This window comes from Planococcus sp. A6 (assembly GCF_028823615.1).
In the GTDB taxonomy this organism is placed as follows: domain Bacteria; phylum Bacillota; class Bacilli; order Bacillales_A; family Planococcaceae; genus Planococcus.
This window is the reverse complement of the sequence record NZ_JAPEHT010000001.1, coordinates 70,457-85,395: the sequence shown is the minus strand read 5'-3', so window position 1 is coordinate 85,395 and position 14,939 is coordinate 70,457. Positions and strand designations below refer to the sequence as shown.

Below are 14,939 nucleotides of genomic sequence, written 5' to 3'. Positions count from 1 at the left end.
GAGCCCACGGAAAGCGAGCGATAAGCTTCGGAAAATACGACTTTCTGAAGTTTTTCGACAGACTAAAAAAGGTCGCTTCGAAAGCGACCTTTTACGAACCAAGAAGCGCTTCGTCAAATGCAAACAAGGCTTCATTGATTTCAAAAATATTGTATTGTTCCCGCTCGATGAAATAGCGGACAATCAAGTCGAATTTGTGGCTGTTTGACAGGCGGTAGCCGGCTGTCCCGAGCAATTCTTCTGTCTCATCGAGATCCAGTTCGAGCGCAATCGCAAACGCCAGGATGGTCTTTTTCTTCGGTGTGTAGCCTGGAAAATTTCTGATTTTGGAAAACAGCTTCTTGTCTAGATTCGCTTTTTTATAAGTCTCGGCATCGGGCATGCCGCTGTCATCGATAAACCTGAGCAGCCGCTGTGAGAAGGATTCGTCCACCTCTTCCAAAAACTCTTCTAGGCTCAATTGCTGCTCCACTATTTCGATTGATGCAGACATCGGTATTTCCATTTCCCGCCGGTCTTGATAACGACCAACTCGTTCTTCCAAAATCGCCGCTTCCTGTTCATCGATGAACGCTTCAATCGATTCGTAAAGCTTCTGGCTGATGCCGAATGACTGCTTGTCCAAGACGACTAGATAGACATCCATATCGTGCTCGTTCAAAAATTCATCAATCTCTTCCGTCGCCACCCACAACGCCGGTTCTTTCGGGTAGCCGAAGATGCCTGTCGAGATGAGCGGAAACGCAATCGACTCACAGCCAAGCTCTGCAGCAAGTGCCAGTGAGTTGCGGTAGCAATTGCGCAGCAACATTTCCTCGTTTCGTCCGCCGCCTTCCCACACCGGCCCGACAGTATGGATGACGTATTCTGCATCCAGCGCGAAGCCGTCGGTATGCACCGCTTCGCCGACCGCACAATAACCAATTCGATCGCACGCTTCCTGCAGCTGCTTCGGTCCCGCTGCCCGGAAAATCGCCCCGCACACACCGCCGCCCATCTTCAAGCTCGAATTGGCGGCGTTGACGATTGCCTCGGTGTTCATTTTGGTGATGTCGTTGCGCACGATTTGCAGTGGCATGGGCTCATCCCTTTCTGTTTCTTGTCTCTTTTCATTTTACCACCCGTTGTGTCCCTGTGCGCCACACAATTCCATGCATCAGATTCGCCGAGAAGCGAGATGCAGCGCGGGGTTTTTGCTTGGCAGTAGATTTTTGTCCCTGTGTTCCACACAATTTGACGACGCAAAAACACCCCGTCAGCTAAAAGCTGCGGGGTGTTCACATTCTCTATAGAAACCTTTATTGCGCTGTGTAACCGCCATCGATGACGATTGTTTGGCCGGTGATGCTTTTCGCTTTGTCACTTGCCAAGTACAAGGCGCAGTCTGCGATTTCCGCTACGTCAAGCAAACGTTTTTGCGGGACGAGCGGCAATAGGACTTCTGCCAATACTTTTTCAAGCGGTACATTGCGTGTTTTGGCCAAGTCGGCCATTTGTCCGCGGACAAGTGGTGTGTCGACATAGCCTGGTGCAATGGCATTAACCGTAATGCCGTGCTCTGCTCCTTCCAAAGCAGCTACTTTCGTCAAGCCGATGACGCCATGCTTCGCGCTGTTGTAAGCAGCTTTGCCAGCAAAACCGATCAAGCCGTTGATAGATGAAATATTAATGATGCGGCCGAACCCTTGCTCTTTCATGACTGGGAAAACGTTCTTCGTCAAAATGAATGGCGCCGTCAACATGATTTTGATCATCAATTCGTATTTTTCTGTCGGGAATTCTTCGATTGGCGATACGTGCTGCAATCCAGCATTGTTGATAACGATGTCGATGCGGCCGTAAGTGTTCTTCGTTTCCGCCACCAAGTTTTCCAGGTCTTTTTCACTCGTAACATCCGCTTTGATGCCCATTGCTTCAAACCCGTCGTTTCTCAGCGATTGTGCAGACTCTTGCAGCACTTCATCATTGATATCCGACAACACGACTTTCGCTCCGCTTTCTGCGAAATGCTTTCCAATTTCAAATCCGATTCCGCGTGCAGAGCCGGTAATGATTACGACTTTTTGTTCTACCATATTAAATTCCTCCATTATTGTTTTTTATTGTGAATGCTTCTTAAACTAATCCGATTCCGCCCAAGATGATGCCGACGATGACTGCAATGGTCGGAATGACCAATGCGACAACAAAGACATCTTTGTATGTTTCGCGGTGCGTCAATCCTGTTACCGCCAATAAAGTCAGCAATGCGCCGTTATTGGGCAGAATCGAAGCGCCCGATGCGACAGAAGCCATCCGGTGGAACACTTCCGGGTTGATGCCCGTCGTCTGAGATAAATTGTAGAAGGTATCCCCCAAGGTGCTGAGCGCAATGCCCATGCCGCCTGAAGCAGACCCCGTGATCATCGCCATGACTTGAATCGCCAATGACTGGGCGACCAATGGGTTATCCGACACATTGAGCAACCATGAAGTGATGTTGTCGAATGCCGGAACGATCGCAATGACGGCACCGAAACCGACAGCCGCACTGGTATTCAAGATTGCCATGACCGACCCTTTGGCGCCTTCGTTAATTGAGGAGACGAACTTCTTGTAAAGCTTTAGGTTGATTAGCATGATCGCCACGATCCCGAGCATCAACGCATAAATCGGCTCGAGGTTGACGATGTTCAAGAACACGACAACGACGATAAGTGGGACGAGCGACAACATCCAGTTCGGCGTCGCAACATCTTCCTCTTTCGAAGCCCCTGCTCTTTCGCGTATCTCAAAGCCCTCGCCTTTTGCGGACAATTGCTTCTCGCGGTATGCCAACCAGGCGTAACCACCAACCGCCATAATCAACGTGGTGACGATGCCAATGACCGGCCCGGCCATTGGCGTCGTATTGTAGGTATCCATCGGAATCAGGTTTTGAATCTGTGGAGTACCTGGCATCGACGTCATCGTGAACGTGAATGCCCCAAGTGCGAAAGTCGGCACCAACAATCTGCGCGTCACATTGGCCTCACGGAACAATTCAAGCGCAATCGGGTAGACCGCAAAGACGACAACAAACAAGCTGACGCCCCCGTAAGTCAATAATGCCGCTGCGATCAAAACGCCTAGAATAGCGCGCTTTCCACCGATCAGCTGCGTAACCTTTTGGGCAACGGCGCGTGCCGCCCCGGTCTCTTCCATCAACTTCCCGAACACTGCCCCTAAGAGGAAGATTGGGAACCATTTCTGGACGAAACTCACCAAACCGCTCATATAAGTTTCTGTATAAGTGCTGTAAACATCGAGGCCGCTGAGCAAGGCTACGACGCCGGCTGCTAATGGGGCCACCCAAATGATCGACCAGCCCAAATAGGCAAGCGCAATCAATAAGATCAATCCGATCAATATACTTAACATCTGTTCTCACTTCTTTCTATATCTTTAGCCCTTCACCGCAGTGAAGCAATGCCCATTATACACGAATAAAGATATATTGAAATAGATATTATCCAAAAATGTAAATGATAAATAATTTTGATATTTTGATTATTTCCTGTTAATATAACGTATAATTATTATTAATAGTATGTATTCAAAAATGGAATAGTTTTATCAAGATAATATTGTCCCTGTGTTACACACAATTCCCAAACAATTCATCCACATAAAAAACACACCCGCAGTTTGCTGCTGCGGGTGTGAATGTCGTTGGAGCTTAAACTATTGTCTATATCCAGTGTCCTGTTGAATTAGATTTATAAGCATTGTCATTAGCCTAGATGATCCTCTTCCACCGGAGTTACCGCTTCGTACAACGCCTTTTCCAATTCTTCCGTATAGGCAGCTGCCTGTTGGCCACTCCAACTAAATTCTTTCGCCATATACGAAATGACGGCTTCTTTATATACGTGGACCCACTGAATATTGAAATACAAAGCACCTGTCCTGCGCACAAAAAAATCGACTGGCTTATACGCTGCTTCATATTCCATCGCATAGCGGAGCATCGCATAAACCAGCGGGTCGAGAGCGGCTTGTTCCGCTTGTTCTCGGCTTGTTGCAAAAATGGCCAACACTTGATCGACATTGGCGCCATAACGACGCGTCAGCATCCGGGCTGTGGGGCCATTCAATCCGAGTTTCATCGCCTGTTGTTCCCGGTCTACCTGGAATTTCGCGAATTGCTTGGAACCTCCGACTTCGCCTCCGGAAATCGGCAATTGCTTTGTCGAGACTTTCGGCAACCGGATGCCTCGTTCTTTCTCCAATAATTCTGCCACTTTATCGACGATGTTTTCACCCATTTTGCGGTAACCGGTAAGCTTACCGCCTGCAATCGAGATCAACCCGGAATGCGAGATGAAAATCTCATCTTTCCTCGAAATTTCCGAAGGGTCTTTTCCTTCTTCGTGGATGAGCGGGCGCAACCCCGCCCAACTCGATTCGATATCACGCACCCCGATGCCCACTTCCGGAAACATGAAGTCGATGGCGCGCAAAACGTAATCCCGGTCAGAGCGAGTCATCGTCGGATGTGCGATATCCGCTTTATAAACCGTATCGGTCGTGCCGACATATACTTTGCCTTCGCGCGGAATGGCAAACGCCATACGCCCGTCCGGCATGTCGAAATATATCGCTTGTTTTAAAGGAAACCGTTTGCCATCGAATACCAAATGGATCCCTTTCGTCAGCTGCAGTGTTTTACCTTCTTTCGACTGGTCTTTTTCCCTTAATGTGTCGACCCATGGACCCGTGGCGTTAATGATTTTCTTGGCATAAACATTGGAAACACCGCGGGCAATCAAATCCTCCACTTTGACGCCGACTACCTTTTCGTTCTCGTAAATAAACTCAGTCACTTTCGCATAGTTTAGGGCAAGTGCACCCTTTTCGACAGCTTTTTTCATGACTTCTATTGTCAGTCGCGCATCATCCGTTTTGTATTCTACGTAATAACCCCCGCCTTTCAACCCTTCTTTCTTCAATAAAGGCTCGCGTTGCAAGGTTTCTTCACGGCTCAGCATTTTTCGTCTTTCGTTTTTCTTCACGCCGGCTAGAAAATCGTAAACCCGCAAGCCTAGATTCGTGCTCAACGGGCCAAACGTTCCGCCTTTATAAAACGGCAACAACATCCATTCCGGCGTCGTGACATGCGGGCCGTTTTCATAGACGATTTCCCGTTCCTTGCCGACTTCAGCGACCATTTTCACTTCGAATTGCTTCAAATAGCGCAGCCCGCCGTGAACGAGTTTTGTCGACCGGCTGCTTGTGCCCGCAGCGAAATCCTGCATTTCAATAACCGCTGTTTTAAAGCCTCTTGCCGAAGCATCCAAAGCAATGCCGGCTCCAGTAATTCCCCCGCCAATCACCAGCAGGTCCCAGTGCTGATTTTCCAAATGGTGATAACTTTCCTGTCGATCATAACCGGAAAACTTCATTTCCATTCCACTCCTTTACTCCAAAAACTAGTGGCAATTGGTAAAAAAACAGGGACCTGAAGACATCTCAGAATATGATCTGCAGATGGTCCCGGTCCCTTGATTGCTGCGGCTATCGCACTAGCACAATGTTGTTTATCCTTTAGTTTTTAAATACTCTCGTAGCTTCCACCGCTTTTTTCCACCCATTGTAAAGTTCCTCACTTTTTTCGGCCGGCATATCGCTGGTGAAGGTTTTATCGACTTTCCATTGCTTGGCGATTTCTTCCTTACTTTCCCAGAAACCAACCGCTAATCCAGCGAGATAAGCTGCGCCGAGCGCTGTCGTTTCCTGGATGACCGGACGTTCAACTGGCACGTCCAAAATGTCGCTCTGGAATTGCACAAGGAAATCGTTCGCTACCGCTCCGCCATCTACACGCAAAGTTTTCAGTTCGATGCCCGCGTCCTCTATCATGACGTTCACGACATCTTTCGTCTGGTAAGCGAGCGATTCAAGTGTCGCGCGGATGAGATGCGCCCGTGTCGTGCCGCGCGTCAAACCGAAAATGGCGCCGCGAGCGTCCGTATCCCAGTAAGGCGTGCCGAGCCCGACAAATGCCGGCACCATGTAAACGCCGTCTGTCGATTCGACAGATGTAGCGTATTGCTCACTTTCGGGTGAAGTATCCAAGATCTTCAAACCGTCACGCAGCCATTGAATCGCCGAACCAGCCACGAAAATACTGCCTTCAAGCGCATATTCCACTTTGCCGTCAATGCCCCACGCCAATGTAGTCAATAAGCCGTGCTCGGAAACGACGCCTTCTTCCCCTGTGTTCATCAACATGAAACAGCCCGTTCCGTACGTATTTTTGGCCATCCCTTTTTCGAAGCAGGCTTGCCCGAATAAAGCAGCTTGCTGGTCACCGGCGATACCGGCGATCGGCACTTCATGGCCGAAGAAATGGTAATTGATTGTATTGGCATAGACTTCAGACGATTGGCGGACTTCCGGCAGCATGCTTTTCGGCACCGTCAAAATATCCAGCAATTCCTGGTCCCATTCCAAATCGTAAATATTATACATAAGCGTACGGGATGCATTGCTGTAATCAGTAATGTGCGCAGCGCCGCCAGATAATTTATAAACGAGCCACGTATCGATCGTGCCGAACATTAAATCGCCATTTTCCGCTTTCTCTCGTGCGCCTTCGACATTATCCAAAATCCATTTAACTTTCGTACCTGAGAAATAAGCGTCAATCAACAAGCCCGTTTTCTTGCGGAACAGCTCTTCATGCCCTTGTGCTTTCAACTCGCCGCAAATATCCGCAGTTTGTCTGGATTGCCAGACGATCGCTTTGTAGATTGGTTTTCCAGTGTTGCGGTCCCACACGACAGCCGTTTCGCGCTGGTTAGTGATGCCGATGCCTGCTACTTGGCTTGCTTCTACATCCGCTTTTCGCAAGGCTCCTGCCATACAAGCTAAAACTGATGTCCAGATTTCATTCGCGTCATGCTCTACCCAGCCCGGTTTCGGGAAAAACTGTTCAAACTCCTGCTGGCCAGTTCCTACGATTTCTCCTTTGTGGTTAAACAATACCGCCCGTGAACTCGTTGTTCCTTGGTCAATCGCCATAATGTAATCTTTAGTCATCAATTATTCCTCCTCGAATGGTGTTTTGATCAATGGTTATTTGTCATCGACTAACGTGTCTTCAATTTCGTTCGCTACAGTACGGCCTTTTTTCAATTCGGCGCTTGCTGCCCCGATCAAGATAACGGCCATTACTATGCTCAAGCCCCAGAACAACAGGCTGTAATTACTTGTGAAAAGAGCCTTATAGAAAACCGCTCCATAAATACCGCCGAAAATCGGCCCGACGACTGGCACCCAGGCATAGCTCCAGTCCGAACTGCCTTTTCCAGGAATAGGAAGCAAAGCGTGTGCAATGCGGGGGCCAAGATCTCGAGCCGGATTGATGGCATAGCCTGTAGTGCCGCCGAGTGACATCCCGATTGCAATGATCAAAGCTCCGACAATCAATGGATTCAAGCCATCTGTAAATTCATTGGCGCCGATGAATAGCAAGCCCATCACCAAAACCGCGGTACCGATGATCTCACTGACCAAATTCGAAAACGGGCTTCGGACAGCGGGACCCGTGGAGAATACCGCCAATTTCGCTCCTTCGTCTTCAGTAATCTTCCAATGGGGCAAGTAATTCAAAAAGACGATTCCCGCACCAATGATCGCGCCGATCATTTGAGCTAGAATATACATTGGCACTTTCGACCATGGAAACTCTCCAACAGACGCCAATCCAAAAGTCACCGCCGGATTGATATGGGCTCCTGAAAAACTGCCCACTGCATAGACCGCCATCGTAACGGCGAGCCCCCAGGCAATCGTAATGACGATCCACCCGCTGCCTTCCGCCTTGGAATCTTTCAAGACCACTCCTGCCACTACACCACCGCCGAAAATAATCAGGATCATGGTCCCGACCACTTCTGCTAAAAACTCTGACATCGCTTAACACTTCCCTTCCTTTTAAAGCAAGAGCTGTATAAATGTCCATAAAAAAATCCGCAATTAATGAAAGTTCTCCTTGATAGAAGTACTCATTAATGTGCGAATCTCCAGGTCTCCAACACAACTCTTAACTTGTTATCTATAAGGTATACTTAAAAGAAAGCGCTGTCAATATATTTTCTGAATTTTTGTTTAAATATTCCTGCTCAGCCTCCGAAATATTTTCATCTACTTGCTTCAAATAACTTTGCTGTCGCTCATCTTGCGCTGAGAAAAGATTGCATGAAAGCTGGCACATGAGTTTCCTCATTTGAATAAAAAAAACAGGGCTTTGCACGAAAACGCTGCAAAGCCCTGCTTATGGAGATGGCGGTGTCGCCAACCATCATTTAGTTGTTTTTCTTATCCAATGCTTTGACCAATTCCTCAGCTAATGCTTCAGAAGCAAACGGGTCGCGGCCCGTCAATACTTGCTCGTTGCCCCACACCACTTTTTCGTCAGCAGTGTAATCGGCAACTTCGCTCATCTTGCCCTCTAAGCTGAATGGCAGGATTTCTGGAAGTCCTTCCGGTTCAACCGCTTCCGGATATCCAGTGACGTTCAGTCCGGCGATGATGCTTTGGCCGTCTGGGCGTTTCGTCCAGATCAATGGTGCTGGGCCGTGGCATACAGCCGACACGATCTTGCCGTTGTCATATACAGCGTTGATGATCCCGTGAAGCGTTTCGTCTTCCGCGAGGTCGTACATCGCTCCGTGGCCGCCGACGATGAAAATCGCGTCATATTCTTTCGCGTTCACGTCCGACAATTTTTTCGTGTTGTCCGCAAGGCCGGATTCGTACATTTCTTTGTATTTGCCTTCCGGGTCATACTCTTCACTGATGCTGACTTCGTCAAGCGTCGGTTTGCCGCCTTTTGGTGAAGCGAGCTCCACTTGATGTCCTGCGTTCTTCAAAATTTCCATCGGTGCGAATAGTTCTTCTGCCCACCAGCCGGTTTCGTAATTATTTTCCGTATCTTTATGTCCACTTGATAGCACTGCTAATACTTTAGCCATTAATAGTTCCTCCTCTGAAAATCATTCTGTCACTAGTTGTTCCCGAATGTTTTCGGATTTAAACAAACTTACAATTCCCGCATTTTTTTATTACAGGAGCTCCATTTCCTAAATCGTCTTATGTTTCGGGAAAAGGGATTTCCCGTTTTTGAAGAATGTCCACACCACGGCAATCAAGAAAATGACGATGCCCGCTAGCAAAGCTCCTTGAATAACAGCCGCCATCTCTGGGTCGAGCGTCCCGCTCATATAGGCACTATAGATCCCGAAGAACGCCCAGGCAATTGGAATCGGAAACGCCGCGTTTTTGAACCGCGACAAGTAAAACAGGACAAATACGACGGCAACGCCCAAGACGATGAGCGTCCAGACAGAATCGGAAATGCCGAAGCCGTCCCACTCCCATTGCACCAAGGACAGCGAAATGTTGACAATCGTCGCGATAAATACCCACGCGCCGTACAACGTGAACGCAAGACCCGGCAGCAGCGACGGAAACTCAGAACGGTTTTTGTAGATTCTTTCCACAATGAACAGCAAGGAAAACAACAAGCCTGCAATCAATATCGTCGAAACGCCCAGCCATTCATAAGAAAATACGACGATCCAGCCCATATTGAGCAGCGAACTCGCGATGAATAGAGGCGAGATCAACAGCGTCAACCGGCTGACTTTCGGATCTTTTCGTTTGATGAACAAATACACGAGCGTTACTAGCACGAGCGTATAGATGACGCCCCAAATCGAAAACGTAAACGGCGCCGGCGAAATAAGCGTCATGTATTTGTCCGAAATATCTTTTTGCGTGTTGCCGTTAAAGAACCCCGACGAACCCAAGTAATTGACGCCAAGTGTCACAAAATAAGCGACCAAATTCAGTATCGCGAACAGTTGGGTTTTCTTCAATGTGCGTTCATCCATGATGGTTTCATCCTCCCGAAAGATAATAGTCACTGGCAATATGAGCCGCTTTCTTTCTACCTTCCCGTTTTCGCCAGTCAGCAAAACGGTTTCCCGGAATGAATCGGGTGAATTGTGTCATGCACAGGGGCGTTTCCACATCGAAATGCCGCTGCATCCAGGTTTTTGCTTCCCGAATTGTGTCATGCACAGGGACAAAGCGAGAATCAGCACTAGCTCTCTGAGCCCGAGAATTGTGTGGCGCACAGGGACGATTGCACACCGAAATGCCGCTGCATCAAGGTTTCTGCTTTCCGAATTGTGTCATGCACAGGGACAGAGCGCTTCCACGCTGCCGCTCTATCCCTTCACACCGTCTCTCAGCCATTTCGCCGTCAATGTATCCGCTTCGAGCATCTCTTGCGGCGTGCCTTCAAACAGCACTTCGCCGCCTTTTTTGCCGCCGCTCGGGCCCATTTCGATGACCCAGTCGCTCGCTGCGATCAAGTTCAGGTTGTGCTCGATGAGGATGACCGAATTGCCTTTGTCGACCAGTCTTTGGAAGACCTCCAACAGATGGGCATTGTCTCGCGTATGCAAACCGAGTGACGGTTCGTCCAATAAATAGATCTGCCCTTCTTTTTTCAGGTGGCTCGCGAGCTTCAAACGCTGCACTTCGCCCCCGCTCAAGGAACCCGTCGTTTGCCCAAGTGTCAGATAGCCCAAGCCGACATCGTTTAACGTGTCCACTTTTTTGACGATTTTCGGCATTTCCAAATACTCGTTCGTTTCGTCGATTGTCAACTCCAGAATTTCCACAATGTTTTTTCCCTTGTAACGATACGACAAAGCTTCATCTGAATAGCGTGTGCCTCGGCACGCTTCGCACGTAACGGTCACGGGATCTGCAAATGCGACATTCGGCGTGGTGATGCCTTTGCCTTCACATACCGGGCAGGCGCCCAATGAATTAAAGCTGAACAAGCCCGCCGGCTGTCCGGTTTGTTTTGCCAGGATCGACCGGATGTCGCTCATGATGCCCATATAGGTCGCAAGCGTTGAACGGCTGGACGTGCCGATGCTACCTTGGCCGACCGCAATCGTTTCAGGATAATTGCCGGTAAATGCGCCGAACATCAATGAGCTTTTTCCGGAACCGGAAACGCCACACACCGAGACGAGGGCATTCTGCGGAATTTCCACGCTGACATTTTTCAAATTATTATCGGAAGCATGTTTGATCGAAAACGTTTTTCCAGCTGTTCTCGGCTGTTCATTCACCGTTACGGTGTGGTCCAAATCCGTGAGAGCGGAAGCTTTCTTCAAGCCTTCCTGCCCGCCTTGATACACCACTTCACCGCCGCTCCTGCCTGCGCCCGGCCCCATTTCGATGATTTCATCCGCTGTCTTGATGACCGCCAGATTATGTTCGATAACGACGACGGTATTGTAGTTGTCCCGTATACTTTCTAGCATATGCGTCAACATATTGATTTCCTCCGGATGCAACCCGGCGCTCGGCTCATCAAAAATATAAGTAATGTTGTTCAGGCTGCTGCCGAGGTGGCGCGCGATTTTCACGCGTTGCGCTTCCCCGCCGGACAAAGTGCCCATTTTACGTGACAGGCTCAAATATCCGAGCCCCAAACCGACCAGCTGTTTCACGCTCGGATGCGCCTGCTGGGCAATCGACTTGCCGATCGGGTCGTCGATTTTCTCCAGTTCACCAAGCAGTTCCGTTAATTCCAAACGGGCATAATTGGCGATGTTCAAGCCGTTGATTTTGCACTCCAGCACTCTCGGATTCAATCCCGAACCTTCACAAACCGGGCACGGGGTACGCGTCGTCAGCGCCAAGACGTCTTCCTGGGAGACGATTTTCAGTTTCGTCAGGTCCCGGTTGATGTACAGGCGAATAAACCTCGGAAGCAAGCCGTCCCACTCGATTTCGCGATCGCCTTCTTTGTAATAATAAGTGCTAAATGCACGTTCTCCTTCCGGCGGCCCGTATACGAGCAGATTGTATTTTTCTTCCGTGAAATCTTTGATGGGAAGATCGGGATCGAACAATCCGCCATCCCTCATCCATCTGCCTTGCCAACCAGGAGGCGCAAGCGGCTTGAAGCGCACCGCGGACTCCCGGATCGATTTCGTGTGATCGATCAGCTTGTGGATATCCGGCGTAACGACTTCTCCGAAGCCATTGCATTCCGGACAGTTGCCGAACGAACTTTCACTCGAAAATTCAGTCGCCGAGCCGATCGGCGGACTGCCGATTCTCGAGAACAATAGCCGGATCAACGGATCGATATCCATATATGTGCCGACCGTCGAGCGCGAATTGCCCCTGACTGGCTTTTGTTCCACGACCACTACCGGGCTTAAATGCTGCATCAAGTCGGCATGCGGCCGCTCGTATCTCGGCATCTGGTGCCGGATGTACAGCGGATAGTTCAAGGTCATCTGCCTTCTGCTTTCCGTCGCCAAGGTATCGAACACGACCGAACTCTTGCCGGAACCCGACAAGCCGGTAAACACATTGATCTTTTCTTTCGGGATATTCAAATCGATATTTTTCAAATTGTTTTCGCGAAGCCCTCGCAATATGATTTCATCTCGTTTATCTGACATGTTAACATTCTCCTTTTCCAATCCGATCAGTGGATTACACTACTATATAGAAACGTTCCCTATTTCGGGGTGGTTCACACAACCAGTTTGTCCCTGTGCACCACACAATTCCCGCACAATTTATCAGAGTATAGAAAAAGACGCTTCTTCCACCGAAATGCTGTTACACCAAGGATCTGATCCTCCGAATTGTGTCGCGCACAGGGACACAAGGCCTTTCCCCTCGACACGGATGATATACTGAAAATACAGACATTCTACGCAAAGGAGACAGTGGCTAGACATGATGCGATCTTTTCAATTCGCCGGCAGTCGAATCGTAAAAACCGGCATAGCGATATTTTTGACGGCCACTATTTGCCTTTGGTTCAACTGGCCACCAGTCTTTGCAGTCATCACGGCTATCGTGACTATCGAGCCGACCGTCAGCGATTCGATTAAGAAAGGGCTAGTCCGATTTCCTGCTTCGGCTATTGGTTCAGCCTTTGCCGTGTTCTTTATCACCTTATTCGGGAATTCCCCGATTACATATACACTTGCCGCGGTCGCCACGATCCTGGTGTGTTTCAGGCTCAATCTCCATGCCGGCTTGCTGGTGGCGACGTTAACCTCTGTCGCGATGGTGGAAGTTATCCATGACAATTTCCTGTTCTCGTTCTTCATCCGTTTAGGGACGACAACAATCGGCCTGGTCGTCTCGACCGCCGTCAATATGCTTGTGTTCCCGCCAAACTACAGCACCGCCATCCTAAAAAGCATCCACAGTATCAGCGGTCGGGCCGGGGGCATGCTCGAGCACACGATCCGCACAATCCTCTTCGACCGGGATGCAGGCTTGCAGGAAGATAGGAAAATCGTTAAGCAACTAACGACGGAAATCCGCAAGACCGAACAATTGATTCATTACCAACGGGATGAAGCCAGTTTGTATCCGTGGGTCCGCAACCGGGAAGCCGAACTTCAGATGGCGGAGAGGCAATTGCTGTTTCTCGACAATTTCGAGTACCATTTGAATGCATTGCTTCGCGTCCCCGTGCAAGATATCCGGTGGACACAAGCCGAGCGGGAAACCATTATGGATGCCGTGTCGGCGCTTGCCGACGATTTGCAGCATTCCATCGATTACAATCACGACAAGCATCAGGATCAATTAAAAAGCATCACCGACCTGTTCTGGGAAAACAGCAAACAAGTGCCGTCAAATGACGCCCCGCACCCCACATTGTTCCCCCCGGAATTCCGGATCCTCTATGAACTTGTTACCATTTATGATTTGGTCGATAAATTTTTCGACCCGAATAGCGTAAAGGCTGTGCAGCAAGCAGAAAAATCATAGAGCCAAAAAAGGCCTTCAGTTTCTAGCACGGCCTTTTCGGTTGAATTGTGTCACGCACAGGGACGTCCCTACACGCAAATCTTACTGCAGCAAGGTTTTGACTGCAGAAATTGTGTGTTGCACAGGGACATTACTTATCCCGATTCGTCACTTTATACGTCTCGCCCTTGCTGTCGTAAGTGATCCACTCGCCTACCGGTTCACCTTGTTCAAAATGGCCTGAGCGTTTTAAGGTTCCGTCGGCTCGGTACCATTCCCAGTAGCCCTCTGGCTCCCCATCAACGATCTTGCCTTTGGACCATATCGTTTTCCCGTTGGCATGGTACTTGATCGTATAACCATCAATCACTTCAAGCTTCTTTTCCTTCACACCGTTTGGTTTCACCACATCACATTTTTCCTCGTCCATGATGGCTCCAACTCCTTCCGGCTGATTGAATTGTGTGGCGCACAGGGACATCCGGCATCCGAAACCCTGCTAGTTCAACAATCTCGCCCTTAGAACTGTGTGATGCACAGGGACAACTAAGAAAAGCGGAAAACTAAAGCTCCATCCCCAGCGCAATCCGGATATGCGCCAAATGATGCTCTTCATGCCACGACAGTTTCGCCAAATTTTCCGCAACGCGAACTTCGCCGTCTGTTTCGTGGATGAAGACGCGGTCCAATTGAGTGCCCGTCACATAATTCCCGAGTGCCACGATCCGTTCGTTCAATCCTTCTAACATCCGGATGGAACTTTCCACCGGCAATCGGTTGTCCGGCAGATACGCCCATTTGTCCTGGTCAAACTCAGACACGGTCGGTTGGTATTCCGTCAGCGCCAGTTTCAGGCGTTGATACAAAGACAATTGCGAATCCGCAATATGATGCACGAGCTGACGCACCGTCCAGCTGCCTTCCCTGTAAGTCTTAGCCAACTCCTCATCGCTCAAGGAGTCCACCACCTCGCGAAGACGCGTCGTGTAGCTATTGATTTCGTTAAGCCATTTTTTGACTTCTTCATTCGTTACTTGTTCCGGAACTTGCATTTGCCCAATCGGAAATTGCACATCCATTTGTCTAACCCCTTT

General features: G+C 49.2%; 12 protein-coding genes. 1 reads left to right on the top strand and 11 read right to left on the bottom strand.

Translation table 11 applies throughout. The features are described from left to right. Positions 1 to 91 precede the first annotated feature (91 nt). From ON064_RS00390 to ON064_RS00350, 9 genes are all read right to left on the bottom strand, one after another. Positions 92 to 1,078, bottom strand: a complete 987-nt coding sequence (locus tag ON064_RS00390; RefSeq protein ID WP_274623133.1) for a macro domain-containing protein — start codon at positions 1,076 to 1,078, stop codon at positions 92 to 94. A 220-nt stretch (positions 1,079 to 1,298) separates the two neighbouring features. Then, positions 1,299 to 2,075, bottom strand: coding sequence for a 3-hydroxybutyrate dehydrogenase (locus ON064_RS00385; RefSeq protein WP_274623132.1), 777 nt, complete (start codon positions 2,073 to 2,075; stop codon positions 1,299 to 1,301). A 40-nt stretch (positions 2,076 to 2,115) separates the two neighbouring features. Next, on the bottom strand, positions 2,116 to 3,399 hold the full coding sequence (locus ON064_RS00380; RefSeq protein ID WP_274623131.1) for a GntP family permease: 1,284 nt from the start codon (positions 3,397 to 3,399) through the stop codon (positions 2,116 to 2,118). Positions 3,400 to 3,752: 353 nt separating this feature from the next. Next, positions 3,753 to 5,423 (bottom strand): glycerol-3-phosphate dehydrogenase/oxidase, encoded by a 1,671-nt coding sequence (locus ON064_RS00375; RefSeq protein WP_274623130.1) that lies wholly within the window; start codon positions 5,421 to 5,423, stop codon positions 3,753 to 3,755. 142 nt (positions 5,424 to 5,565) lie between these two features. Next, complete coding sequence (glpK, locus tag ON064_RS00370) at positions 5,566 to 7,062, bottom strand: glycerol kinase GlpK (protein ID WP_274623129.1); 1,497 nt, start codon at positions 7,060 to 7,062, stop codon at positions 5,566 to 5,568. 36 nt (positions 7,063 to 7,098) lie between these two features. Continuing rightward, complete coding sequence (locus ON064_RS00365; protein WP_274623128.1) at positions 7,099 to 7,938, bottom strand: MIP/aquaporin family protein; 840 nt, start codon at positions 7,936 to 7,938, stop codon at positions 7,099 to 7,101. A gap of 392 nt (positions 7,939 to 8,330) precedes the next feature. After that, positions 8,331 to 8,999 carry a type 1 glutamine amidotransferase domain-containing protein gene (locus ON064_RS00360; protein WP_274623127.1) on the bottom strand — a complete coding sequence of 223 codons (669 nt, stop codon included), beginning with the start codon at positions 8,997 to 8,999 and terminating at the stop codon, positions 8,331 to 8,333. A gap of 108 nt (positions 9,000 to 9,107) precedes the next feature. Further along, entirely contained in the window at positions 9,108 to 9,920 is an 813-nt protein-coding gene (locus ON064_RS00355) for a TspO/MBR family protein (protein WP_274623126.1), read from the bottom strand. Positions 9,921 to 10,259: 339 nt separating this feature from the next. Then, positions 10,260 to 12,530, bottom strand: coding sequence for an excinuclease ABC subunit UvrA (locus ON064_RS00350; protein WP_274623125.1), 2,271 nt, complete (start codon positions 12,528 to 12,530; stop codon positions 10,260 to 10,262). 286 nt (positions 12,531 to 12,816) lie between these two features. On the opposite strand from ON064_RS00350, the gene ON064_RS00345 reads away from it, so the two are divergent. Next, entirely contained in the window at positions 12,817 to 13,866 is a 1,050-nt protein-coding gene (locus ON064_RS00345; RefSeq protein WP_274623138.1) for an aromatic acid exporter family protein, read from the top strand. A gap of 130 nt (positions 13,867 to 13,996) precedes the next feature. Here the strand turns inward: ON064_RS00345 and ON064_RS00340 are convergent, their stop codons facing one another. Together ON064_RS00340 and ON064_RS00335 are read right to left on the bottom strand one after the other, a co-directional pair. Further along, positions 13,997 to 14,254: a toxin-antitoxin system YwqK family antitoxin gene (locus ON064_RS00340; protein ID WP_274623124.1), complete on the bottom strand. Its 258-nt coding sequence runs from the start codon at positions 14,252 to 14,254 to the stop codon at positions 13,997 to 13,999. Between the two features lie 154 nt (positions 14,255 to 14,408). After that, positions 14,409 to 14,924 carry a YfiT family bacillithiol transferase gene (locus tag ON064_RS00335; RefSeq protein ID WP_274623123.1) on the bottom strand — a complete coding sequence of 172 codons (516 nt, stop codon included), beginning with the start codon at positions 14,922 to 14,924 and terminating at the stop codon, positions 14,409 to 14,411. Positions 14,925 to 14,939 lie beyond the last annotated feature (15 nt).

Bases quoted from the DNA above. Each gene is read 5' to 3' on its own strand.
- ON064_RS00390 (WP_274623133.1), bottom strand. From the start codon at position 1,078: ATGCCACTGCAAATCGTGCGCAACGACATCACCAAAATGAACACCGAG.
- ON064_RS00385 (WP_274623132.1), bottom strand. From the start codon at position 2,075: ATGGTAGAACAAAAAGTCGTAATCATTACCGGCTCTGCACGCGGAATC.
- ON064_RS00380 (WP_274623131.1), bottom strand. From the start codon at position 3,399: ATGTTAAGTATATTGATCGGATTGATCTTATTGATTGCGCTTGCCTAT.
- ON064_RS00375 (WP_274623130.1), bottom strand. From the start codon at position 5,423: ATGAAGTTTTCCGGTTATGATCGACAGGAAAGTTATCACCATTTGGAA.
- glpK (WP_274623129.1), bottom strand. From the start codon at position 7,062: ATGACTAAAGATTACATTATGGCGATTGACCAAGGAACAACGAGTTCA.
- ON064_RS00365 (WP_274623128.1), bottom strand. From the start codon at position 7,938: ATGTCAGAGTTTTTAGCAGAAGTGGTCGGGACCATGATCCTGATTATT.
- ON064_RS00360 (WP_274623127.1), bottom strand. From the start codon at position 8,999: ATGGCTAAAGTATTAGCAGTGCTATCAAGTGGACATAAAGATACGGAA.
- ON064_RS00355 (WP_274623126.1), bottom strand. From the start codon at position 9,920: ATGGATGAACGCACATTGAAGAAAACCCAACTGTTCGCGATACTGAAT.
- ON064_RS00350 (WP_274623125.1), bottom strand. From the start codon at position 12,530: ATGTCAGATAAACGAGATGAAATCATATTGCGAGGGCTTCGCGAAAAC.
- ON064_RS00345 (WP_274623138.1), top strand. From the start codon at position 12,817: ATGCGATCTTTTCAATTCGCCGGCAGTCGAATCGTAAAAACCGGCATA.
- ON064_RS00335 (WP_274623123.1), bottom strand. From the start codon at position 14,924: ATGGATGTGCAATTTCCGATTGGGCAAATGCAAGTTCCGGAACAAGTA.